Raw genomic sequence first — 21947 nt, 5'->3', positions numbered from 1 at the left:
CTGATTATCAATAGAAACTCCTTGGTCTAGGGTTCTGTCAACAGCGCCGCTGGGGCGCTCGCCACACCGGAGCACACCATGTCTCAGATGTCTTCCACCGCCCAATCCCTGCCGTTCGGCCTTGCGGCTCTTCGCGATCGCACTGTCGTCGTCCTCGGTGGGACCTCCGGCATCGGCCTGTCCACCGCAATCCAGGCGAAGGCTGCCGGCGCCAAGGTGATCGTCGTCGGTATCAACCGGGACCGCGCTGCCCAGGCGGCGACCGAGCATGGGTTCGACGGCTGGCGTGCCGCGGACGTGACGAACGGTCAGGCCATCGAAGCGGCATTGGCCGACATTCCCCACGTCGACCATCTCGTGCTGCTGGCCGGCACCTTCGTCGCCGGCAAGGTCATGGATGCCGACGTCGCTTACCTGCGCCGGGCGTTCGAAGAACGCATCTGGGCTGCGGTGACGACGATCCGGGCGCTCGGTGACCGTCTCGCGTCGGACGCCTCCATCACCCTCATTTCCGGTATGCTCGCCGACCGCCCGAACGCCTACGGCACCGCCATCCTGGCTGCGGCGTCGGCTGCCATGGAGGCATTCGCCCGCGGGCTGGCGCTCGAACTGGCGCCGCGCCGCGTGAATACGCTGTCTCCCGGCACCACCGACACCCCGCTTCTGCAACGGACCCTGGGGGACGGGCGCGACGCCTATGTCGCGGGCCTGAAGGAGAAACTGCCACTTCACCGCCTTGGAACGCCGGAAGAAGCCGGAGCGGCGGTGGTCTTCCTGATGAGCAACGGCTTCATGAATGGCGAGACGCTGCACATCGACGGCGGCGCGCGCCTCGTCTGACCCGCCCACAACGGGACGGCTTACACACGGAGATGATCATGACACAGACCCTTCTGGGCAAGGTCGCCCTCGTTACCGGTGGGTCGCGGGGCATTGGCGCCGCCATCGTCCGCCGGCTCGCCAGCGAAGGCGCGGACATCGTTTTCAGCTACGGCTCGTCGAAGGAGCAGGCCGGGCAGATGGTCGAGGACCTCGAGGCTCTGGGCCGGCGGGCCGTCGCAATCAAGGCCGATCAGGCAATCGGCCCGGAGGTCGAAGCCCTGGTGAAGGCTGCGCACAATGCCTTTAACCGGCTCGACATCCTGGTCAACTCGGCCGGTGTTTTCATAACAGGGGTCGCCGGCGATCCCGCGGCGGACCCGGTGGCCTTCGACCGCCAGCTGGACATCAACGTGAAGGCTGTGGTCAGTGCCGTCCGGACGGCCATTCCGCTGCTCAGCGACGGCGGCCGCATCGTGTCCATCGGCACGGCCGGCGCCAGCCATCGCGCAGCCTTTCCCGGGATCGCGGACTATGTCGCCTCCAAGGCGGCTGTCGCCGCCTACAGCCGTGGCTGGGCGCGTGACCTGGGCGCCCGCCGGATCACCGTGAACGTTGTCCAGCCCGGTCCCATCAACACCGACATGGCCCCCAAGGAAGGGGCTGTTGCGGACCTGTTGAAAGGCATGTCGGCGCTCGGCCGCTATGGCGAGCCGGAGGAGGTCGCCGCGGCGGTTGCCTTCCTCGTCGGTCCGGAGGCCGGCTACATCACCGGCGCATCGCTGACCGTCGATGGTGGCCTGTCTCTGTGACCCAAGCCGTTCGCCAGCCCCAAGGCGAGGGATCTTGTCCGATTGGACGTGAAATTGTGCACCGGCATCCGTGCATCGGTCTTTTTTTGAACGCGGCCAATCCAAGGTCCGGCTATGAACTGGCAAGTGCAGGGTTTCGCGACGGCCCTGCTCACCAGTCAGACAGCCGATAAAATCCCACATCGCGGAGCGCCATCGCGCATGACACCTGCCACACCTGCGGCGCTCCTGCGACAAACCCGTCACGCCGCTTTCGTCGGAGGTGCGGCCCCATTTTCGTCGATATGCCGAGGGAGACAGCCCAAAGCGGGTACGGAAGGCGGTTGCAAAGTGCTGGGAGGAATTAAATCCGCAGGAAAGCGCAATATCGGTGATGCTGCGAGGCCCCTCCATTAATTGCGTCCGCGCAGCGTCGAGCCTCCTTTGCAGAAGCCACTGGTATGGGGGTAATCCGAACGCCGCATTGAACAAAGACGTAAGATGGGAACGCGAGATTCCGATGGACGATGACAAATCCTTAATCTTAAAGTTATGCGCGATGTCAGCGTTCATCATTTCAACCGCCATGCACACATGCTCATTAAGCGGTTCATCTATGTCTGGCATGACCTGAACAAATATTCGTTTATGCATGTCTGGCGTGTTTCCCACCGCACACAAAATACGCTTTCAACATATAGCCGGACAGATCATCTAGATTCGTTTCAGTAGTGCCGTTATGGAACAAATTGCAGTTCTTGCGTGCCTGGTTCCTCGAGGGAGGGACGGTACCAGCAAACAGAGCACGTCCAACTGGAAAGGATTCATGATGATGAACGTCATCACCACCAAGGATGGGACAAAGATTGCGGACCGTGGTTGGGGCAAGGGCCGTCCAATTCTTTTCTCTCGCGGCAAATCACTGTCATTACGACCTCAGGATCAGCCTCCCGATGGACGGGGGAGCGCCATGATTGCAGCAATGGCTGCCGATGCCGCCCTGGTAAGGCTGCGGGCGGCCGGGATCGGCAGACTTCTTCTGACCATCATTGCGGTTGCCTGCCTGTGGCTGGCCGGTGCACATGCCTGGGGGCCGAGCCTGGCCCTTGCCCAGGCGGCCGGGGCTGGCGCACCGCCGGTGACGGTCAGCCGGCCGCTGCGCAAGGACATCGTCGAGTGGGATGAATTCACCGGCCAGTTCCAGGCCGTGGATTCGGTGGCAATCCGCGCTCGAGTGAGTGGCTATCTCGACAGCGTCAACTTCCGGGACGGCCAGATGGTCAAGGCCGGCGACCTGCTGTTCGTCATCGATCCACGCCCCTTCGAGGCGACGCTCGCCTCAGTAAAGGCCGAATTGCAGCAGGCCGAAGCCAAGCTGGACCTGTCGACCCGTCAGTTGGGCCGTGCGGCCGAATTGCGGCGCAGCGATAATGTCGCTGTCAGCGTCTTTGATGAGCGACAGCAGCAGGTCCGCGTCGATGCTGCAGGGGTCGAAGTGGCGAAGGCCGCCATCCGCACCGCCGAACTGAATCTCAGCTTCACGCGTATCCTGGCGCCGCTTGCCGGTCGCATCAGCCGCCGCGAGGTCAGCGTGGGCAATCTGATCGCCGGCGGTGAGGGCGGTGCGGCGACACTGCTGACCACCATCGTTTCCCTCGACCCGATCTACTTCACCTTCGACATGAGCGAGGCCGACTTCCTCGCCTATGTCCGTGCCGCCCAGAAAGGTACCCTGCGCTCGCAGCGCGACGGCGGCATCGAGGTCGAGGCCCGCCTGTTCGATGAGCGTGATTGGACGCTGAAAGGCACGCTCGATTTCGTTGACAATCAGGTGAATGCCGGGTCCGGCACCATCCGGGCGCGCGCCGTCTTCCGCAACCCTAACAATGTCCTGACGCCCGGTCAGTTCGGGCGGCTGCGCCTGCCGGGGTCCGACCGCTACACCGCGACCCTGATCCCGGATCAGGCGGTGGTCAGCGACCAGGCCAACAAGATCGTGCTGACGGTATCCGACGACGGCACTGTGGTGCCCAAGCCGGTGCGGCTCGGCCCGATGGAAAACGGTCTGCGCATCGTTCGATCCGGACTGGCGGACACCGACCGGGTGATCATCAACGGTCTGGTCCGTGCCCGCCCCGGCGCCAAGGTGACGCCGCAGGAAGGATCGATCGAGCCTCCAAAAATCGAACCGCCGAAACAGCCGGCCGGGTGAGGGGCGACCGTCATGAACATCTCGCACTTCTTCATCAACCGGCCGATCTTCGCGGCCGTCCTGTCCATCGTCATCACGCTCGTCGGCGTCTTCGCCTACCTGACCCTGCCCGTCGCGCAGTATCCCGAGATCGCACCGCCGACCATCGTGGTGAACACGACATATCCCGGCGCCTCGGCGCAGGTGGTTGCCGACACCGTTTCCGCTCCGATGGAGCAGGAGATCAACGGCGTCGAGAACATGCTCTACATGACCTCGCAGGCGACCAGCGACGGCCGTCTGCAATTGACCATCACCTTCAAGCTCGGCACCGATCTCGACACCGCCCAGGTGCTCGTGCAGAATCGTCTTTCCGTCGCCGAGCCAAGGTTACCGGAAGAGGTGCGGCGCATCGGCGTGACCGTGCGCAAGAACTCGCCCGACATGCTGATGGTGATCCACCTGAATTCGCCGGGCGGGGAGCGCGACCAGCTCTACATGTCGAATTACGCGCTGTTGCAGATCAAGGACGTGCTGGCACGCCTGGACGGCGTCGGCGACGTACAGGTGTTCGGTGCCCGCGATTATGCCATGCGCGTCTGGCTCGACCCCGACAAGGTGGCGGCACGCGGGCTCACCGCGGGAGACGTCGTCCGCGCCATCCAGGCGCAGAACGTCCAGGTGTCGGGCGGTGTCATCAACCAGCCGCCGGTTCCGACCCCCGGCGCGTTCCAGCTGAATGTCGAGACGCTGGGCCGCCTCACCGATGCGCGCGACTTCGGCAACATCATCGTGAAGACCGACGGCACCGCCGTCACCCGCCTGCGCGATGTGGCCCGCATCGAGCTTGGCGCCCAGGACTACAATTTGAACGCCTACCTTGATCGCCAGTCCGCGGTGCCGCTGGTGGTCTTTCAACGGCCCGGCTCCAACGCTCTGGAGACGGCCAACCGCATCCTGACGACGATGGAGGATCTCTCCAAGAGCTTCCCCGCCGGCATGCGCTACGATGTCGTCTACAACCCCACGGAGTTCATCGCCCAGTCGGTCGAGGAGGTTTACAAGACGATCTACGAGGCCGTCGTGTTGGTCGTCGTCGTCGTCATCCTGTTCCTCCAATCCTGGCGCGCCTCGATCGTTCCCATTCTGGCCATTCCGGTGTCGCTGGTCGGCACTTTCGCGGTGCTGGCGGGGCTGGGCTATTCGTTGAATACGCTGTCGCTGTTCGGTCTGGTGCTGGCGATCGGCATCGTGGTCGATGACGCCATCGTCGTGGTGGAGAATGTGGAGCGCTTCATCCGCCGCGGCATGAAGCCCAAGGATGCCGCGCACGAGACGATGAACGAGGTTGGCGGGGCGCTGATCGCCATCGCCCTGGTCCTGACCGCCGTGTTCGTTCCCGCCGCCCTGGTCAGCGGCATTTCCGGCCAGTTCTTCCGGCAGTTCGCGGTGACCATTGCGAGCGCCACGGTGATCTCCTGCCTTGTGTCGTTGACACTCAGCCCGGCGCTCTGCGCCCTGCTGTTCAAGCCCCACCAGGAGAACCCGCCCAAGCCGTCGCTGCCGATGCGGCCGATCGCCGCCTTCTTCCGCGGTTTCAACGCCGGGTTCGAGCGGCTGTCCAACGGCTATGCCGGGCTGACGCGGCGGCTGGTGCGGCTGCCCTTCATCGTCCTGCCGGTCTATCTGCTGCTGCTCGGCGTGACCGGCTGGCAGTTCAACCGGGCACCGACCGGCTTCATTCCCAACCAGGACCAGGGTTACCTGATCACCGTGGTGCAGTTGCCGCCGGGGTCTTCGCTCGCCCGAACCGACGAGGTGGTGCGCAAGTCGGTGGACGTGCTGCTGAAGGCGCCCGGTGTCATCCATGCCGTTCCCTTCGCCGGCTTCGATGGCGCCACCTTCACCAACGCGCCGAACGCCGGGGCGATCTTCGTGACCCTCGCCCCCTTCGAGGATCGCATCAGGGACGGCCATTCCGCCGACGCGGTCCTGGCCGATCTGAGGCAGCGGCTGGCCTCCATCGAGGACGCCTTCATCATCACCATCCCGCCACCGCCGGTTCGTGGCATCGGCAATGCCGGCGGCTTCAAGATGATGGTGGAGGACAAGCGGGGTCGCGGCCTGCCGGCACTCGATGCGGCGGTGACGGAGCTGTCCGCCGCGGCCAACAAAATCCCGGGGCTGGTCGGCGTGTTCACGCTGTTCAACACCAAGACCCCCAAGATCTACGCCGATATCGACCGCCAGAGGGCGGAGATGCTGGGGGTGACCGCCGATCAGGTGTTCGAGGCGCTGCAGATCTATGTCGGTTCGGCCTTTGTGAACGAATTCAACCTGCTGGGCCGCACCTACCGGGTCACCGCGCAGGCCGACGGCCGATTCCGCCAGGACCCGCACGACCTCGCCAACCTGAAGACGCGCAATGAGCGCGGCGAGATGGTTCCGATTGGTGCGGTGGCTGCACTGACCGACATCACCGGCCCCTACCGCGCCGCCCGCTACAACCTCTATCCGGCAGCGGAACTGCAGGGCAACACACTGCCCGGCTTCTCCACCGGCTACGCCCTGGCCGCCATGGAGAAGGCGGCTGCCGAGGTGCTGCCGGACGGCTTCGGTTTCGAGTGGACGGAATTGGCCTATCAGGAAAAAGCTGCTGGAAACAGCGGTTTGATGGTCTTCGGGTTGTCGGTGCTGTTCGTCTTTCTGGTGCTTGCGGCCCAGTATGAGAGCTGGACCATGCCGCTGTCGGTCATCCTGATCGTCCCCATGTGCCTGTTGGCGGCGGTGACCGGCTTGATGATCCGCGGCATGGCCGTCGACATCCTGGCCCAGGTCGGCTTCGTCGTCCTGGTCGGTCTTGCCGCCAAGAACGCCATCCTCATCGTCGAATTCGCCCGCCAGAACGAACTTTTCGAGGGAAAGAACCGTTTCGAGGCGGCGGTGGAGGCGGCACGCACACGCCTTCGTCCGATCCTGATGACCTCTCTCGCCTTCATTCTCGGCGTCGTGCCGCTGATGATCGCGCAGGGGGCCGGATCGGAGATGCGACAGACCCTGGGCACGGCGGTGTTCATGGGGATGTTGGGCGTGACCATCTTCGGCCTAATCTTCACGCCGGTGTTCTACACGGTCGTCCGCCGTCTCTTCAGTGGACCGCTGGCGGTCAACCAGCATCCCGTCGCAGCGGAAGAAGTCGGTCTGCAAACGCGGCATCAGCCTGGAGAATGACAGCGTATCAGGGCGCCGCAGGGCTTAGGGAGGCCCCGCGGCGCCGATGCCCTGGTGGCCGCCTTCCACGCCAAATCTGGTGAAATTTACAACGGCGTCATGGTGGCTGCCATGCCGCGCAGGAGAGGATGAACAACATGTCCAATGCGGATCACAACATGCATTTGTCCGAAGAACCGGACTACAGTCACCTTCTGCGCTCGAATCTGGAGCGTGTCTTCAATGAACGTGATGCCGGGAAGCGCGCGAAAGCCATTGCGGAACTCTTCGTGGCTGAGCCGATCATGTACGAACCGACCAATATCGTAAGAGGGCGTGCGGCCATCTCGGAGGTCGCGGGCACTCTCCTGGAGCAGTTCGGGCCTGCGTTTCGTTTCCAACCGGAGGGCGACGCCGTGGGGCATCACGGCCTCGGGGTGCTGACATGGAAGGCCGGTCCGGCAAATGGTCCGGTTGCCGTCACGGGGAGCGATGTGGCTGAAGTGGTCGACGGAAAGATCGCCAAGCTCTGGGTGCTGCTCAATCCGGCGGAACGCTGAGGTCTCAGGTTGACCGCTCGGCCTGACCACCACCGAACGGCGGCTGGTCACCCTGGCCGCCCTGCACCGCGCCCGCGGCCTGCCCAGCCCCTCCCTGCATCCCGGGGTGCGCGACCTGCTGCGCCAAGCCCGCCGCGCCCCGGCCGCCCGCCGCATCACCCCCCGGGCCAAGCGGGCCGACACCCGCGACGACGTGCTTGGGCCGATGCTCGATGCGCTGCCGGAAGACACTCGCGGTGTGCGCGACCGCGCCCTCCTCGCCGTTGCCTTCGCCAGCGGCGGCCGCCGACGCGCTGCGCCGCTGGCTCCGGCTGCTCGCCGACCAGAACATCACCGACGGTCCGCTGTTCCGGTTCCGGCCGCCTACGCCGCGCATTCGTTGCGTTCGGGTTTCCTCACCACCGGCGGACGCGACGGTATCCCGCTCGACCTGCTGATGCAGCTCTCCGGCCACAAGAGCCACCGCATCGCCGCCCGCTACTTCCAGACCGGCGCCGTGCACCAGAACCCGGCCGCCGACCTGCTGTAGGTCGAGGGGAACTCAACGACTGCGGCGCAGATTGCCAAAGATCACGGTCAAGAAAAAGGCCGCAACCAAACAGTTTAGCAGGCCGCGGGAAAACGGACCTGTATGACGATCTTTCGTCCGCTGAGGCTTAGAAATGCGGTCTGCGGTGTGCGTTTTGGTCGAGATGGGGCGCTTTTTCTCGCTCTGAGGCTCCCGGAGCCGCCGTTCAGGCTGACTCCGGGCGTGATTATGCCGCCGCCAGCAGCTTGGGCAGGCGGATCAGGTTGTAAGCGGTGGTGGTCAGGGTGAACACCCAACCGACGCAGGCCGTGCCGCAATGATGCGTTTTGCGCAAGCCGGTGGCTGCGGTGAGGCCGCTGCGCAAGAGGCATTGGAGGCGCAGGAAACCGCCCGCGACGCCCGCTATGCAGCCCGCAAGGCCCGGAGTCGATAAGGCCTTGGGAGGCTGCCAAACCTGGACGCTGGACAGCCCTGAGTTGGGCGGCAGAAGATGAGAAGCGGAAGATTGGGAAACCTCTGCCATTCCGCTTCAAGTCCCCACAGGCCATGCGATAAATCTTGCGCATGGCTGGCAAGCATCCGGTTTTCTTCCTGAACGCCGAATAATCTTGATATTGCGACGCGATACCCTACTATACGCATATTGATCGCTGGAGGCTTGAACGTCTCTTGAGAGAGACGCGGTAGGTTTCATGGCGTGGCACTCTGCTGCGCTCTTCAGCAAGTCGCAACTCCCTCGTTCGACCCCCCTCCTGGCGAGATCGTCGGCGCTTGACCGTTCCCCAATCGGGGGCATGGTCCGCTTTGCGCCGTCATGCTTGTAGAAGGTTCCACTCCTTGTCCGAACAGATTGTTTCCGACCAGACTTTCGCCGAACTCGGCATTCATTTCAAAATCGCCCAGGCTCTCGGTGAGCATGGCTATACCACGCCGACGCCGGTCCAGGCGGCGGCCATCCCGCCGGCGCTGGCCGGCCGCGACATCCTGGCCACCGCCGAAACCGGTACCGGCAAGACCGCGGCCTTCATGCTGCCGGCCCTGACCCGCGTGGCCGAATTGCCCGTTCCGGGTATTGCCGCGCCGCGTATCCTCGTCCTTGCCCCGACGCGTGAACTGGCGAGCCAGGTCACCCAGGCGGCGCGCAAATACGCCAAGCCGCTGCGCATGAACATCATCGATGTGGTCGGCGGCATGCCGTATGGCGAGCAGCTTCGCATGCTGTCGCGCCCGGTGCATGTCGTGGTGGCGACCCCCGGGCGTCTGATCGACCACATCGACCGTCAGCGGATCGATCTCAGCGCCGTCGAGGTGCTGATCCTCGATGAAGCGGACCGCATGCTGGACATGGGCTTCCTCGACGACGTCGAGCGGATCGCCGATGCCTGCAAGGCCGACCGCCAGACGTTGCTGTTCACGGCCACGCTTGACCGCCGCATGAGCCAGCTTGCCGGCAAACTGCTGCGCAACCCGGAGCGCGTTGCCGTCGAAAGCCAGGCCACCGCGATCAACGTGGAACAGCGCCTGCACCATGCCGACGACATGGACCACAAGCGCCGCCTGCTGATGCACTTCGCCGGCCAGGAAGAGGTCGGCAAGGCGATCATCTTCGCCGCGACCAAGCGCGATGCCGACGCGCTGGCCGAGGAGCTGAGCGCCGCCGGCCATGCCGCCGCCGCCCTGCATGGCGACATGGACCAGTCCAAGCGCAACCGCACGCTTCAGCGCTTGCGCACCGGCCAGGTCCGTCTGCTGGTGGCGACCGACGTAGCGGCACGTGGCATCGACGTGCGCGACATCACCCACGTCATCAACTTCGACCTGCCGCGCTCGGCCGAAGACTATGTCCACCGCATCGGCCGCACCGGCCGGGCGGGCGCATCGGGTATCGCGGTGTCCTTCGCTTCGCGATCCGATCGCGAAACGCTGTCCCGGATCGAACGCTTCACCGGCGCGACGCTGGCGATCCACACGATTTCGGGCATCGAGCCGCAACGCGCCTTCTCCGGCGGTGGAGGACGGCCGGCGGGGCGCCCGGCCGGTGGCCGCGGAGGAGCGAGGCCGTGGCAGCGCGACGGCGGCCAGGGCAGGCCGTCACAGGCCCGCGCCGGACGCTGGTAAGCGCCGTGCAGGCAGGATGACCAAATCAGGCGCGGTCCCCCGGGACCGCGCCTGAATTCTTGTGGGCCTGAAGCCGACGCCGGGCAATGTCACGGAAAAATGGGGCCGGCCGCTCCTTTTCGCGACACCCTTTCGGCGGATGGATTTCACCGCGCGTATCATCCGATGCGCGGAAATTTTGATCGCCGCCGGCGTGCTGGAGCTGCTGCTGATCGGCGTCGACGGCACCCAGGTTTGCGGCGAACGCCGCGCGCCAAGTGCAGGACCTGAAGGGGATCAAGCAGTTGGCCGGGCCGCGCTGCTGGTGCTGCTGATCGTCGTTGCGATGTTCTGCGACCCGTTACAGAACCGCAAGATTGAACGAGCACGTCAAATCTACGTGCGCTTAGCTGGTGCTGCCACGGAGGACAGAACGATGAAGGCGGCGCTTCAAAACTACCATGCCCGGATGCAGCGGGTGCTGGACCACATAGACCGGCATTTGGACGACGATCTGGACCTGGACGCGCTAAGCAGCGTCGCAGCCTACTCGAAATATCATTTCCACCGACAGTTTACGGCGACCTTCGGGCTGTCCGTACATCGCTATATCCAACTCGCGCGCATGAAGCGTGCTTCATACCGGTTAGCCTACAGGGATGCCCAAAGCATCACGGACATAGCGATGGATGCCGGTTACGATGCACCAGACGCCTTCGCCCGCGCCTTCCGACAACGGTTCGGGCAATCACCGTCGTCGTTCCGGAAGTCTCCCGACTGGGAGCCGTGGCTTGCGGCCTTTGGGCCTCTCGACACCGCGAGGAGCAAGCTCATGCAGAGGACTTTTACCACTGACGACGTGACCATTCGTGATGTGCCCCCGACGCGGGTGGCGATCATGGAACATCGGGGCGATCCGACGACGCTCGGGGCCACCATCCAGCGGTTCATCGCGTGGCGTAAGGCCGCTGGCCTACACCCCAAGACAAGTCCGACCTTCAATGTCTGGCGTTCCGAGCGGTGTCCTGCGTCGGCCGCCGATTATAGCGTGGACCTTTGTGTCGGGACCGACCAACCGATCAAGGCGAACGGCGAGCAGATCAAAGCCGGTGAGATTCCTGGCGGACGTTGCGCGGTGCTGCGCGTCGTCGGCAACACCGACAATCTGGAGCCGGCCGCTCTCTACCTTTATCGCGACTGGCTTCCAGCCAGCGGCGAGGAAGCACGCGACTTCCCGATCTATTGCCAGCGAATTAGCTTCTTCCCGGAAGTGCCGGAGCATGAGGCGGTCGCGGAACTATTTTTGCCGCTGAAGTAGCGCTCCCGTCCGTCCTGGCGTTTGCAACAAAGCCGATTTCTGCACATGGGGTGATTGCGGGCGGCTGCCCTCGAAGCCGGAGCTTGGCGTTTACAGCTGAGCAGCAACCACAACGCCGACGAGGGCAGCCATGGAACAGTACGTGGGGTTGGACGTGTCGCAGGCCCAGACATCCATTTGTGTGGTCGATGGGGCGGGCAAGGTGCTCTGGCAGGGCAAGTGCCCCACGACACCAGAGACGATCGCCGCGACACGGCGTGCCAAGGCGCCGCACGCGGTGCGCATCGGCTTGGAGACGGGGCCGCTGACGCCCTGGCTCTGGCACGGGCTGCACGAGCGCGGCCTGCCGGTTCTCTGCCTGGACGCCCGCCATGCCAAGGCGGCGTCTCCATGCAGCTCAACAAAGCCGACCGCAATGATGCCCTGGGGCTTGCCCAGGTGGTCCGCACCGGCTGGTACAAGCAGGTTGACGTCAAGAGCCTACCCAGCCACGAAACGCGCGCCCTGGTCGGAGCCCGAGCGCAGCTGGTCGGAATGCGTACCGAAACCAGCAACCTGATCCGCGGCACGCTCAAGACCTTCGGACTGGTCCTCGACAAAAGGCGCGGCAGCGTGTTCGAGGCAAACGTGCGCGAGTTGGCTGGCGACCAGCCCACCCTCTGGCCATTGATCGAAGCGCTGCTGACCGTCTGGAAGACGCTCGGTGAGCAGATCAGCGTGATCGAGCGGCGCCTGATTGAACAAGCTCGCCATAGCGAGGTGAGCCGGCGGCTGATGACAATCCCCGGGGTGGGCGCACTGACGGCAGTGACCTTCACCACGGCCATCGACACGCCAAGCCGGTTCGCCAAGTCCCGCAGTGTCGGCGCCTACCTGGGCCTGACACCGCGGCGCTACCAGTCCGGCGAGATGGACAGCACAGGACGCATCTCCAAGTGCGGCGACCGGCTGCTGCGGACCTACCTGTTCGAAGCGGCCAACGCGCTGCTGATGCGCTGTACACGCTGGTGCGCGTTGCGCGCCTGGGGCCAACGCCTGGCCAAACGTGTCGGCGTCAAGAAGGCGAAGGTCGCGCTGGCCAGGAAGTTGGCGGTGTTGATGCATCGGCTCTGGGTGACCGGCAGCGAGTTCCGCCGGTCGACCAAGGAGGCGCAAGCATGAGCACCTGATCGTTCCTCGGAATCCGCCCCAGCGGCGGAGAGGTGTCCCTGCCGGGACGAAGCCCTGGTCATTTCGCGACGTTGCTTGGCGCCGCCCTGCGGGTGAGCTCGCTTTGCACCTTGGAAGACCAGAACTTTCACACACCATGGTGAGGCGGGCCCGTCCCGACCCCGGAAAGAACCACAGAGCCGGCAGAGCACCTCATCAACGCCGTTGTCGATAATCCCTCCTTTGAGGGCTTGCCTCTCGTGCCCGCAATCAAAGAACCAACGTCCTCTTTGGCCGCTCTGACCGGCGGCCGCGCCCGCCAGAGCAACGTGACCGCCAATGCGTCGGACCCCCGCGCCGCTGCGGAAGCGCTCTTCAAGCCGCGGACAGTCCCGTAATCAGCCATCCTCCTTCGAAAGTCGGTGTCGGTCTCAGCCCGCCGCCTCGTCGCTCCCAATCATTTTCGACAGCCACATACCGATGAGCGGAAGAACGCGATCCGCCGGCTGGTAGCCTTGTGACACCGCGACGTACTGGTTGCTCTTCCCGTCGCCGGCAATAAGGGTCGGAAAGCCGGTAATCCCGGCCTGCTGGCTGATGCCGTAATCCCGCCACGTCTCTTGTTTCGCATCCTCGCTGCGGAATGCCTCGATGAAGCCGCCGCGATCGAGGCCTACCTGCACCGCGAGATCGGCCAGGACGGCCTCATCGGTCACATCCCGCCCATCGGCGTAGAAGGCGGCCTGGGTCAGCGCAAGGTAATCGAGTGCTCTCTCCATGCCGCTGCGACGGACCATGACCACGGCCCGAGCGGCAGGATCGGTGTCGTAGACGAAGTCCTCGCGTTCGAAGAACGCGAAATCGAACGGCTGGCCCGACGCTGCTTGAACATGCTCCCAGTGTGACCGCGTTTTCTGCTTCGCAGCCTCGTCCATCGACTTGGTGGTCTGCGGCCGCAGCCCGCCCATCATCAAGCGGATCGGCAAGGTACCGGCATATCGCTGCCGAATCGCCCGGATCACTGGCGAGAAACCCCAGCACCAGGAACACATGGGATCGGCGATGTAGAATAGGTGAGGCCCAGCCATGGGTTTCTCCCGCGCTTGAGGAACGAGGACGCTGTCCAGCAACAGCCGGTTTCATGGTAACGCTGCCGAGGATCTGCCGCGCCCAAATTGCAGAGCATCTGCTCCGGTTCTGGCGACGGTCAGAAGGGGTCACTGAAGAAGGTGCCGCCCATCGTACCGCCAGCCTCTACCAGGAGCAGCCGCACGTAAGACGGATCGGCCATCTCGGGTGCGATGCCCTGCTCCTGCAGCCGGCGCGCGGCGTGCGCCCACGCGCTCTCAAGCATCGCCAGGATCTCCTGCTGCTCGTCGTCTATGACCAGCTCCTCGTTCCCACGGCCTTTACCATTACCGCGGCGTAGGTGCGCCGGATCACACGCGGCTTGAAGGATCTCGTTTTTCGGTCTGGACGGTGCCTGGTCGAGGCGAGGGTGGAGGACGACGCGACGCCGGCCACATTGTGGGCGGTCGTGGGGCTATCTGGCCGGGAGAAACCATCGCATCCGGAGAACCGCCTCATGAAGAAGATGTTCGTCCTTTTGGTGGCCACGATTACGCTGCAGGCGTGCTCTTGGGCGGAGATCACCGTGCGCGAAGGGGCGCCGACCCAGGAAAGGCGGGCGAGGGAAGCCGTCGCGGCCGCAGCGTTGAAGGCGATGCCAGCGCCCTGACCGCCCACGGCGCGGAGCCCAACGGTGCCGCACGCACCAGGCCGCAGAACCCGGCCTCTCCCTGTTCCGAGGCCAAGGCCCTGCCCGTCGTGGATCATCGGGCGGCGCGGGCCCTTGTGACCGCCGCGGATTTTCGCATTTGGCCCCAGGAGCGATCGCACAGGGAGACACCAACCATGGCCAGCATCATCCGCATCATCTCCGGCGCCGCTGAACCGCACAACCGCTGCGTCCGTGCGCCGCTGGCCGGCTCCCTGAACGGTGCACCGGCCCGCAGCCGCTGTATCGGCATGGACCACGCCACCTTCGAGGTGGAGGGGGCCGTCGAGTGCCGGGTGGGGAAGATGGTCTTCGCGCGTCTGGACGGCGTCTGCATGGCGGGGCCGGTCGATCACGTCGACGGTCGCGCCGGCATAGTCACCGTGGCCTGGAAGCGGGATGCTGGCACCAGAGGAAAGGTGGAGCAGGTGCTGCGGTCAGTGGTCTACGGCCGATTCAACGGCTTCCGGATGGCGGCCTAAGGAGCGAAGCCCTCTATAGGGTCACCCCGGTCCCCCAGGCGGGGAGAGAAGTGCGCGTGGAAATTTCCACGCTGCCGCCGTCGCTTTTGCCCGTCTCGGCGGTCAGGATCTGCCCGACCAAAGCCGCTGGTGTCAGGTCCAGCGGGCATGAGAAGGGGAGCGGGGATGTTGCGCACGGAGATGCAGGGGCTGGTCCAGGCCAGGCCTGTCTGAGACGGCGCGCTCTTCCACGCCGGCAAAAATATGCGCGTGGAAATTTCCACGCTCTTCCCGTCACACCCACCCGGCGTCCAGGACAGGATGCGCTAGATCGAGGCGTCCCATCCCAGGGTGCGGGGCTGGGTGAAGGGTGGACGGGGATGGCTGGTGCGGAGCACATAGGGCCGACCACGGCCTGGAAAACCGTAGTCTCCCACGCAGGGGGAATTATGCGCGTGGAAATTTCCACGCCTCCGACTGTCACGCCGGATCGGTATCCCCGGCCAGGATCCTCTCAATCGCAGCCTTCATGTCATTCAGCATTTGGCGATCGCTGTCCTCAAGCCGCTTCGGCTTGTCTTGGAAGGCCAGGAGGGCATCCCGCGAACGCTGGAAGTGACGCGCCACGCGCAGGCTGAACGCGCTGAGAGTAACGGCGGACGAATCCCGACGAGTGTCGCGCCGGCTCCCATCATCAGCCACGAGGTTTTTATCCGCTCCCAGACTGTCCGCCGCCGATGTAGCGGCGTCGGAACCGCCGATCAGTGCCTGCCAGGCAGCGATCTGCTCATCAGGCGAGGCCAACGCAGCGATCTTCCACAACTTGTAACGGGCGGGCTTGTCGACCTGTTGCTCGTACTCGTCACGGATTTGGGCCGGGAGGTTGCGGAGCAACAACGTCCGCGAGACGTCGCTCCGGTCCATGCCGACGATGCGCCCGACATCAACGTTCGTGCAGCCACGACGCTCCTTTAGGAGCGCCATCGCGTCGGCCTGCTCGAACGGGTTGAGGTCAGTCCGCAGCATGTTCTCGACGACGGTGATCTCGGCATCGTCGAGTTCGGCGCCAACGAGCACGCACGCGATGGTGCGCTGGCCCAGGGTCCGAACGCAGCGCAGCCGGCGTTCGCCGAACACCAGTTGGTAGCGTCCGTCGTCTCTCTGCCTCACCCCGATCGGCTGCTGTAGGCCGTGGGTGGAAATGGACTGCTGTAAGGCAGCGAGTTCCGACGGGTCGAAATGGGTTCGCGTCTGATTGGGATTATTGTCGACGAGGTCCACCGGCAGGTGGACTATCCGGGTCGCGTTTTCAGGAGCACCGACAAGGGCTCCTACCGTCGAGGTGCGCCGCTCGGGTTCGCCTGACTCCACGATTTCCGTCTTCGCCCCGAAAAAGGCGGGGTTGGAACGCTGGATCTTAGGCGGCATGGGAGACCTCCGCGCCGAAGCGCTTCGTGCGCTCGGTCATCAGAGCGCTTGCGATGGTTTGGAAGGCGGGGGCGCCGGCAACGTCCGGAGCCACCTCGATGGTCGCGCGACCGGCAGCAACTGCCTGCGCATAGGTGGTCGAGCGCGGAACCGGCTCGAAGACGCGCATGGCCTTGCCGTAGCGTTCATGGATGAGGGTAAGGCTTTCGCGGTCCTGCGTGTTGCGCTGGGTATACATGGTCGGCAGCAGGCCAAGAATGTTCAGCGTCGGGTGGCACAGCCGCTGCAATTCGTCGATCGTCTTGAGCAAGTAATCGACACCCGATATAGCCATCAATTCAGCCTGGCAGGGGATGAGGACGAGGTCAGCGGCCGTCAGCCCGTTGAGGGTCATCTGCCCCAGATTGGGGGGGCAGTCGATGATGATGTGATCGTAACGCTTCCGAATCTCTGCGAGACAGCCGCGCAGAGTGAAGTTTGGAGCCGGCTTCGCCGCCAACTCGACCTCACCCTGCGACAGCCGGATGCTGGAGGGCAGCAGGTCCAGGCCGGATCGCTCCATCGTCACGACGCAGTCCCGGATGTTCGTCTTGCCCAGCAGGGCGTCATAGAGAGTCCTGGCTTGCTCCTCACGTTCCATGGCGTTGACGCCGAGATGCAGAGTAGCGTTCGCCTGCGCGTCCGCGTCGATCAGCAGGGTCTTCGAGCCGCTCTGCGCGATGATCGTCGCGACGTTCACGGCCGTTGTCGTCTTGCCAACACCGCCCTTCTGGTTGGTCAGAACGGTGACCAGCGCCGGGCCGTGATCGGCCTCCGGCCCCAGCATTTCCTTCCGCAGGAGCCCGGCCACGGCTTCCGGAATTCGCTCGGCGCCGTTTTCCCAGCGGGAGATCTGCTGGCGGCCATACCTACGGCCAAGGCCCTCATTGAGGAAAACCGCAAAGTCGGGCTGGCTGAGCCCGCGGCCCTCTCGGTAACTGCGCATGTCCTCGCCACGCATGGATGTCCCCCTTCCAGCGCACATTCATTTCGCACTCTATGAGGGGGTGCGGCTCCGGTCAAGGTGCCAGGGGGTGCGGCAACGATCCCCTCCTTCCTTGTTGTTCAATCGGTCACACCTCTCTCTGGAACTCCAGCAAAATCAAGGCATCCGTCGAAGAGTGGTCCTGCCCATAGCCTGAACGGCACCCTGCGGAGCGCCCGATGTTGCCGCAACATTCGCCGTCCGGATGATCATCCGAAGCCGGTCGACAAGCACGCGCTCCTTGGCGCACGCCGCCTCGCACAACGCCCGCATTTCCGCGATGCTGGGCCTAAACTTCTTTGACCGGCGCCAGGTACGCGCCGCCTCGTCGATGGCCCAGGCAGGGAACTCGCCGAGATCCTCGACCCAGTCCATCGCGACCAACTGTTCCACGTCTGCCGTCAATCCCTTCGCTGGGTAATGCGACAGAAGCGCCAGGACGCGGCCGAGCAGCCGGTCGGGCTCCGCCGGCGCCAGGACTGAATCTTCCAGATCGGCCAGCACGCGCTGCGCCATGGCGGCCTGCCGGGGCGTGACGGTCGCCGGCGGCGACCAGATCTCCGCGAGCCCTTCGAATCCGTTCTCGCCGAAGCGCGGGCGGTGCTCCAGGTACCCGGCGGACAGTACATCGCGCAGCGCTTCCGGAAAGGCGACAACGAGCAAACGGCATCGGTCTGAGGGCGGCATCGCGGGGTCGAATGGCAGCAGAGAGCGCTCCGGCAACGGCATCACGGCGGCGGACATGGCGGGTCTCCTCAGGTCCAGGAACGGGTAGTGGACTTTTCGGTATCCTTGAGGCGCGAGGCGACCGTCATCCAGGCGTTGACGCGCTGTTCGGCGGCGCTCTCCCGGGCACGGCCGAACGTCGGCACCGTCGTTCCGGCGGTCGCTGTGGTCTTCACCGCTGGAGCCTTACCGGCCGCCATGTCCTGGACCAGCCAGGAGCGCCAGGCGGCGGAGACGTTGCGGTACCGGTAGCCGTGCGCCTGGCAGCGCAGGACGAAGCCCTCGACGTGCTGGCCGAGGTCGACCGCGCCGAAGCGGCTGCGGGCCCAAGCGAGGTCGTCGGTGGTCGGCATCCAATCCGCCGGCACGTCCTGCGCCAGCCCGCGCCCGCCCGGAGCGAGCGATTCTGGAATCTGTTCGGAATGGAGGTGTTCCTGACTCGCTGGCGGACAGGGGACGTTCACCACCGAGTCATCCCTGTCCTCGGCCGGAACAGGGCGGACCGCACCCTCCTTGGTCCCATCCCCGTCCCGCTCGACTCGCAGCCGGTACAGGCAGGACAGCCGGGAGCCGTCGCGGCCGCGGCGGTGCTCAATGGCGACCAAACCGATGTTATCCAGGCGCTGTAGGATACGGTTGATCGTCGGGCGTGATCGCTTGAGTTTCGAGGCCAGCGTCGACTGCGACGGCCAGCAGACGCCCTGTTCGTCGGCGAAGGTGGCGAGCGCTGCCAGGACGGCGAAGCCATCGGCGTCGAGGTCGGGGTGGTCGAGCCACCAGGCGGGGATCTTGCCCCAGCGGCTGGTGGTGTCGGTCGATGTGCTGGTCATTGGGCGCTCCTGCACAGGCATGGGGCCGGCATGGGCCGGGGGTCTTGCGGGCAGGATTCACCGAGGCACTTCGGGACTCCAAGCCGCACCGGAAACCTCTATGGAGGCCACTGGTGCGGGTATGTAGGCGGACGATGCAGGTATGGAGGTTTCCTGTGCAGATCAAAAGGTTTGTGGTGCAGATGGACTGGGTCTGGACCGCGACTCGGGTGCTTCGCGCGAATCGGCCGACCTGCACCGCAAACCTTCATGATGATGCCGGCCGGAACACCGGTCTGCACCTGACGGCGCACGAATCCGTTGACTTGTTTGCGTTATTTCGGCAACGGCCGCGTCGGCCTGGAGGTTTCCGGTGCAGAAGGCGCGGTCCGGCGCCCCGACTCGGGGGAACCTTGAAGGTTTGCGATGCAGAGGAGGCACACCGGCGGGGGATGACTTAGAGGTTTGCGGTGCAGGTCCTGGCACAACGGCCTCCATCCACCCCGGTGTGGAGGTTTGCGGTGCAGGTTTTCTGACCCGGCGCAGCCCGCAGACGGACGGCGTGACCATCCGGGCGGGCGATTCTGTGCGCACCGGTGCGAGTCGTATGGCTCCCGGCACCTCACAGAGCCTCAAGGTCGGATTCTCCGCCTTTCCTGCACCGCAAACCTCCATACCGGCACTTCAGACCTACAGAGATGCACGGGATTCCTCCAGCCAAGATGGCGACGGACCCTGGGGTCGATTGCCATGCGGCGCTCGGGCGCTTACCGTCAGTGACGGCTGAAGCAAGGTGTGGCATGAGCACGGATCGGGGCGACGGCAAGTCGGTGGCGCGGCGACGGGCAGGGGAATCGGCCGCGCAGTATGTCCTGTTCGAGCAGGCGGGCTTCCTGGCGCCGTCGGCGAAGGCGACCAACCTCGTCGGCCTATACGACTGCGCGCCGAAGTACGTCTTTTCGTCGCCCGAGAGCAAATCGAAGGGCGCGGGAACGATGACGCGGCTTCCCTTGGTGCGCCGCGAGTTCTTCTTCGACGGACAGCCCTTCGTCTCGGTGGTGACGCCGGCCCGCATGACCAAATCCCGCAAGCAGCCCGACGGTTCGACGACGATCGAGGAGTACGAGTGCTATCCGGGCGAGCGCGAGCAGATCGTCGAGGAGGTGATCCGCAGCCTGGCCTCGAAGCGGGCTCGTCTTCACACCGCGGAAAATCAACGGCCGGCCATGACCTTCACCCTCTACGAGGTCATGAAGGAACTCGCGGCTGTGAAACACACCCTGTCGATCGAGGAGGTCAAGACGGCCCTCTACATTCTGCGCCGGACCTCGCTCAGGATCGAATCGCCCATCGATGGCGAGGACGGGGTGGAGTCGAACATTTTCACCGCGCTCGGCATGCGCAAGCGCCGCCGCGGTGCGGCCAACGCCACCAGCACCGGAGACGCTGACACCTACGTGCAGTTTTCGCCCTGGGTGGAGCAGGCCATCCGCCGCGTCGAGAGTCAGTCGATCCGCTACGACTGGCTGATGGCGCTCAGCCCCATCGCCCGCTGGCTCTATAAGCGCATCGCCTTCGCCGCGCAGCGTCACGGTGAGGTGACGCCGACGACGATCACGATGACGGCCAACGAAATCATCCGAGACAGCGGGGCGACGCCGTGGTCGCGGACCGCCAACATGTACCGCTGGATCCGCTCGACGGTGATCGGCGGCCTGATCGAGGTGGGCGCTCTGTCCGGCGTCGAGGAGGAGGTCATCAAGGACGGCCTGCGCTACGTCGACGTCAACTACCGGATGATGCTCTCGGACACCTTCCTGGCGCACATCGCAGAAGCCCGGCGCAAGGCGCAGGCGGACGCGGAGTTGATGGCGCGCATGCTGGAAGACAAACCGCTGCCGGACCGGCTTTTGCCGGTCACTGACGATGGCGCCGCCGCCATTCGCCGCCGCCGCCAGCAGATGCATACCGCCGTTGCCTCCCAGGCGACGGCTGAGCCCGACAACAAACTGCCATTGTTTAGATAACAAGTTTGAGGCTCCGCCTCCTAACAGAAGCAGATAAAACGGTTATGTCAGGGCTCGCGCCAAGTTGCCGAGAGCTTGGCCATTTCCCAGATCTCCTCTCCCAGCGAGGAGGAGGAGACGGATGCGTTGCCCGCACTGCCAGTCCGCGAGGACGAGCGAGCGTTCGGACCGGACGGCACACGGGTATCGGCGCTTCCGCTGCCGGGACTGTGGGCGCGGTTTCAATGAGCGCACCAGCTCGGCGCTGAACCGGCTGCAGCTGCCTTCCGACGTGGTCTTTCTCGTCGTGCTGTGGCGGCTGCGGCTCAAGCTGAGCTTGCGTGATCTGGCCGAAATCCTGCTGTTGCGCGGGTTGGTCTTCTCGCACGAGGCGATCCGCGACTGGGAAGCCAAGCTGGCGCCATTGCTCACCGAGGCTCTGCGCCAGCGCCGGCGTGGCAAGATCGGCCGGAGTTGGTATGTGGACGAGACCTACCTCAAGGTCGCTGGCCAGTGGCAGTACCTGTACCGCGCCATCGACAGCGACGGTAATCTGGTCGATGTCTTCCTCAGCGCCACCCGCGACCAAGCCGCCGCAGAGGCGTTCTTCCACTCGGCCGTGGCGGTGACTGGCATCATCCCCGAGACCATCACCACCGACAAACACGCCGGTTACCCGCCCGCCATCGACGAGGTGTTCGGAGACGCCGTCGAGCATCGAACATCTAAGTACAAAAACAACCATTTGGAGCAAGATCACCGCGGGGTCAAAGGCCGCACGCGCCCGATGCGCAGCTTCAAGTCCCCGGTCAGCGCCTCCCGCTTCTGCCGGACTCACGACGAGGTGCGCAACTTCTTGCGCCCGGCGACCCGGCGCAAGCAGCACGTCCCAGCGGCGCGCCGACGGGCGATCCATGTCCAGAGAGTCGCGGCTCTGCGCGATATGATCGCCGTCGCGTAAAACATTCCGCCCCTGCGGGTGGGCTCCCCGCGCTCACGCTCCAACGTTAGCGCGAGACCTGACGAAACCATGAGGTGGCCCCTCTTGTCGA

Annotated in this window: 19 protein-coding genes and 3 pseudogenes; 14 read left to right on the top strand and 8 right to left on the bottom strand. The window is 64.8% G+C overall.

Annotated features, from left to right (window positions below; genetic code table 11):
• The first annotated feature begins 78 nt into the window (after positions 1–78).
• Both FZ938_RS17480 and FZ938_RS17475 read left to right on the top strand, forming a co-directional pair.
• Complete coding sequence (locus FZ938_RS17480; RefSeq protein WP_149199746.1) at positions 79–840, top strand: SDR family oxidoreductase; 762 nt, start codon at positions 79–81, stop codon at positions 838–840.
• Positions 841–878: 38 nt separating this feature from the next.
• Positions 879–1631: an SDR family NAD(P)-dependent oxidoreductase gene (locus FZ938_RS17475; protein ID WP_149199745.1), complete on the top strand. Its 753-nt coding sequence runs from the start codon at positions 879–881 to the stop codon at positions 1629–1631.
• A gap of 288 nt (positions 1632–1919) precedes the next feature.
• Here the strand turns inward: FZ938_RS17475 and FZ938_RS31575 are convergent.
• Positions 1920–2183, bottom strand: a pseudogene (locus FZ938_RS31575) (helix-turn-helix transcriptional regulator); the annotation flags it as partial.
• Positions 2184–2442: 259 nt separating this feature from the next.
• Between FZ938_RS31575 and FZ938_RS17465 the strand changes: the two are divergent.
• The 4 genes from FZ938_RS17465 to FZ938_RS17450 all read left to right on the top strand — a co-directional run bounded on the left by FZ938_RS17465 (position 2443) and on the right by FZ938_RS17450 (position 8100).
• Positions 2443–3822 carry an efflux RND transporter periplasmic adaptor subunit gene (locus tag FZ938_RS17465; RefSeq protein ID WP_246799050.1) on the top strand — a complete coding sequence of 460 codons (1380 nt, stop codon included), beginning with the start codon at positions 2443–2445 and terminating at the stop codon, positions 3820–3822.
• Positions 3823–3834: 12 nt separating this feature from the next.
• Positions 3835–7032: an efflux RND transporter permease subunit gene (locus FZ938_RS17460; protein ID WP_149199744.1), complete on the top strand. Its 3198-nt coding sequence runs from the start codon at positions 3835–3837 to the stop codon at positions 7030–7032.
• A 128-nt stretch (positions 7033–7160) separates the two neighbouring features.
• Entirely contained in the window at positions 7161–7571 is a 411-nt protein-coding gene (locus FZ938_RS17455; RefSeq protein ID WP_211101091.1) for a nuclear transport factor 2 family protein, read from the top strand.
• A 106-nt stretch (positions 7572–7677) separates the two neighbouring features.
• A complete protein-coding gene (locus tag FZ938_RS17450) occupies positions 7678–8100 on the top strand; it encodes a site-specific integrase (RefSeq protein WP_149199743.1) in 423 nt (140 codons plus the stop codon).
• A 226-nt stretch (positions 8101–8326) separates the two neighbouring features.
• Here FZ938_RS17450 and FZ938_RS17445 read toward each other — a convergent pair.
• Positions 8327–8440, bottom strand: a pseudogene (locus tag FZ938_RS17445) (IS5/IS1182 family transposase); the annotation flags it as partial.
• 497 nt (positions 8441–8937) lie between these two features.
• Here FZ938_RS17445 and FZ938_RS17440 point away from each other — a divergent pair.
• The 4 genes and pseudogenes from FZ938_RS17440 (at position 8938) to FZ938_RS17430 (ending at position 12676) form a co-directional block, all read left to right on the top strand.
• The gene (locus FZ938_RS17440) at positions 8938–10218 is read left to right on the top strand and encodes a DEAD/DEAH box helicase (RefSeq protein ID WP_246457357.1); all 1281 of its coding nucleotides are present in this window, start codon (positions 8938–8940) and stop codon (positions 10216–10218) included.
• Between the two features lie 61 nt (positions 10219–10279).
• Complete coding sequence (locus FZ938_RS17435; protein ID WP_246799048.1) at positions 10280–11515, top strand: AraC family transcriptional regulator; 1236 nt, start codon at positions 10280–10282, stop codon at positions 11513–11515.
• 130 nt (positions 11516–11645) lie between these two features.
• Positions 11646–11843, top strand: a pseudogene (locus FZ938_RS31070) (IS110 family transposase); the annotation flags it as partial.
• Between the two features lie 62 nt (positions 11844–11905).
• Positions 11906–12676: an IS110 family RNA-guided transposase gene (locus FZ938_RS17430; RefSeq protein WP_246799046.1), complete on the top strand. Its 771-nt coding sequence runs from the start codon at positions 11906–11908 to the stop codon at positions 12674–12676.
• A 419-nt stretch (positions 12677–13095) separates the two neighbouring features.
• On the opposite strand, the gene FZ938_RS17425 is transcribed toward FZ938_RS17430, so the two are convergent.
• A complete protein-coding gene (locus FZ938_RS17425; protein WP_246457358.1) occupies positions 13096–13794 on the bottom strand; it encodes a DsbA family protein in 699 nt (232 codons plus the stop codon).
• Positions 13795–13871: 77 nt separating this feature from the next.
• Positions 13872–14018, bottom strand: coding sequence for a hypothetical protein (locus tag FZ938_RS30635; protein WP_174757120.1), 147 nt, complete (start codon positions 14016–14018; stop codon positions 13872–13874).
• A 231-nt stretch (positions 14019–14249) separates the two neighbouring features.
• Here FZ938_RS30635 and FZ938_RS30630 point away from each other — a divergent pair, with 231 nt between their 5' ends.
• On the top strand, positions 14250–14402 hold the full coding sequence (locus tag FZ938_RS30630) for a hypothetical protein (protein WP_174757121.1): 153 nt from the start codon (positions 14250–14252) through the stop codon (positions 14400–14402).
• A 176-nt stretch (positions 14403–14578) separates the two neighbouring features.
• On the top strand, positions 14579–14923 hold the full coding sequence (locus tag FZ938_RS17420; protein WP_149199742.1) for a hypothetical protein: 345 nt from the start codon (positions 14579–14581) through the stop codon (positions 14921–14923).
• Between the two features lie 459 nt (positions 14924–15382).
• Here FZ938_RS17420 and FZ938_RS17415 read toward each other — a convergent pair whose 3' ends face one another.
• The 4 genes from FZ938_RS17415 to FZ938_RS17400 all read right to left on the bottom strand — a co-directional run bounded on the left by FZ938_RS17415 (position 15383) and on the right by FZ938_RS17400 (position 18910).
• Positions 15383–16330, bottom strand: a complete 948-nt coding sequence (locus tag FZ938_RS17415; RefSeq protein WP_149199741.1) for a ParB/RepB/Spo0J family partition protein — start codon at positions 16328–16330, stop codon at positions 15383–15385.
• The gene (locus FZ938_RS17410) at positions 16320–17330 is read right to left on the bottom strand and encodes an AAA family ATPase (protein WP_246457359.1); all 1011 of its coding nucleotides are present in this window, start codon (positions 17328–17330) and stop codon (positions 16320–16322) included. The genes FZ938_RS17415 and FZ938_RS17410 overlap by 11 nt, the downstream gene beginning before the upstream one ends.
• A 141-nt stretch (positions 17331–17471) precedes the next feature.
• Entirely contained in the window at positions 17472–18098 is a 627-nt protein-coding gene (locus FZ938_RS17405) for a hypothetical protein (RefSeq protein WP_174757123.1), read from the bottom strand.
• Positions 18099–18109: 11 nt separating this feature from the next.
• Positions 18110–18910, bottom strand: a complete 801-nt coding sequence (locus FZ938_RS17400; RefSeq protein ID WP_149199740.1) for a helix-turn-helix domain-containing protein — start codon at positions 18908–18910, stop codon at positions 18110–18112.
• Positions 18911–19689: 779 nt separating this feature from the next.
• Here FZ938_RS17400 and FZ938_RS17395 point away from each other — a divergent pair.
• Positions 19690–20916: a hypothetical protein gene (locus FZ938_RS17395; RefSeq protein ID WP_149199739.1), complete on the top strand. Its 1227-nt coding sequence runs from the start codon at positions 19690–19692 to the stop codon at positions 20914–20916.
• A gap of 121 nt (positions 20917–21037) precedes the next feature.
• Complete coding sequence (locus tag FZ938_RS17390; protein ID WP_149199738.1) at positions 21038–21856, top strand: IS6 family transposase; 819 nt, start codon at positions 21038–21040, stop codon at positions 21854–21856.
• The last annotated feature ends 91 nt before the right edge of the window (positions 21857–21947 follow it).

Origin of the sequence: Azospirillum oryzae (genome assembly GCF_008364795.1) — a bacterium.
GTDB classification, from domain to species: Bacteria; Pseudomonadota; Alphaproteobacteria; order Azospirillales; family Azospirillaceae; genus Azospirillum; species Azospirillum oryzae.
The sequence above is the reverse complement of the archived record's forward strand: the minus strand, read 5'-3'. Positions and strand labels throughout refer to the sequence as shown.

Bases quoted from the DNA above. Each gene is read 5' to 3' on its own strand.
- FZ938_RS17480 (WP_149199746.1), top strand. From the start codon at position 79: ATGTCTCAGATGTCTTCCACCGCCCAATCCCTGCCGTTCGGCCTTGCG.
- FZ938_RS30635 (WP_174757120.1), bottom strand. From the start codon at position 14,018: ATGCTTGAGAGCGCGTGGGCGCACGCCGCGCGCCGGCTGCAGGAGCAG.
- FZ938_RS17460 (WP_149199744.1), top strand. From the start codon at position 3,835: ATGAACATCTCGCACTTCTTCATCAACCGGCCGATCTTCGCGGCCGTC.
- FZ938_RS30630 (WP_174757121.1), top strand. From the start codon at position 14,250: ATGAAGAAGATGTTCGTCCTTTTGGTGGCCACGATTACGCTGCAGGCG.
- FZ938_RS17455 (WP_211101091.1), top strand. From the start codon at position 7,161: ATGAACAACATGTCCAATGCGGATCACAACATGCATTTGTCCGAAGAA.
- FZ938_RS17390 (WP_149199738.1), top strand. From the start codon at position 21,038: ATGCGTTGCCCGCACTGCCAGTCCGCGAGGACGAGCGAGCGTTCGGAC.
- FZ938_RS17415 (WP_149199741.1), bottom strand. From the start codon at position 16,330: ATGCCGCCTAAGATCCAGCGTTCCAACCCCGCCTTTTTCGGGGCGAAG.
- FZ938_RS17465 (WP_246799050.1), top strand. From the start codon at position 2,443: ATGAACGTCATCACCACCAAGGATGGGACAAAGATTGCGGACCGTGGT.
- FZ938_RS17430 (WP_246799046.1), top strand. From the start codon at position 11,906: ATGCAGCTCAACAAAGCCGACCGCAATGATGCCCTGGGGCTTGCCCAG.
- FZ938_RS17410 (WP_246457359.1), bottom strand. From the start codon at position 17,330: ATGCGTGGCGAGGACATGCGCAGTTACCGAGAGGGCCGCGGGCTCAGC.
- FZ938_RS17400 (WP_149199740.1), bottom strand. From the start codon at position 18,910: ATGACCAGCACATCGACCGACACCACCAGCCGCTGGGGCAAGATCCCC.
- FZ938_RS17420 (WP_149199742.1), top strand. From the start codon at position 14,579: ATGGCCAGCATCATCCGCATCATCTCCGGCGCCGCTGAACCGCACAAC.
- FZ938_RS17475 (WP_149199745.1), top strand. From the start codon at position 879: ATGACACAGACCCTTCTGGGCAAGGTCGCCCTCGTTACCGGTGGGTCG.
- FZ938_RS17395 (WP_149199739.1), top strand. From the start codon at position 19,690: ATGAGCACGGATCGGGGCGACGGCAAGTCGGTGGCGCGGCGACGGGCA.
- FZ938_RS17405 (WP_174757123.1), bottom strand. From the start codon at position 18,098: ATGTCCGCCGCCGTGATGCCGTTGCCGGAGCGCTCTCTGCTGCCATTC.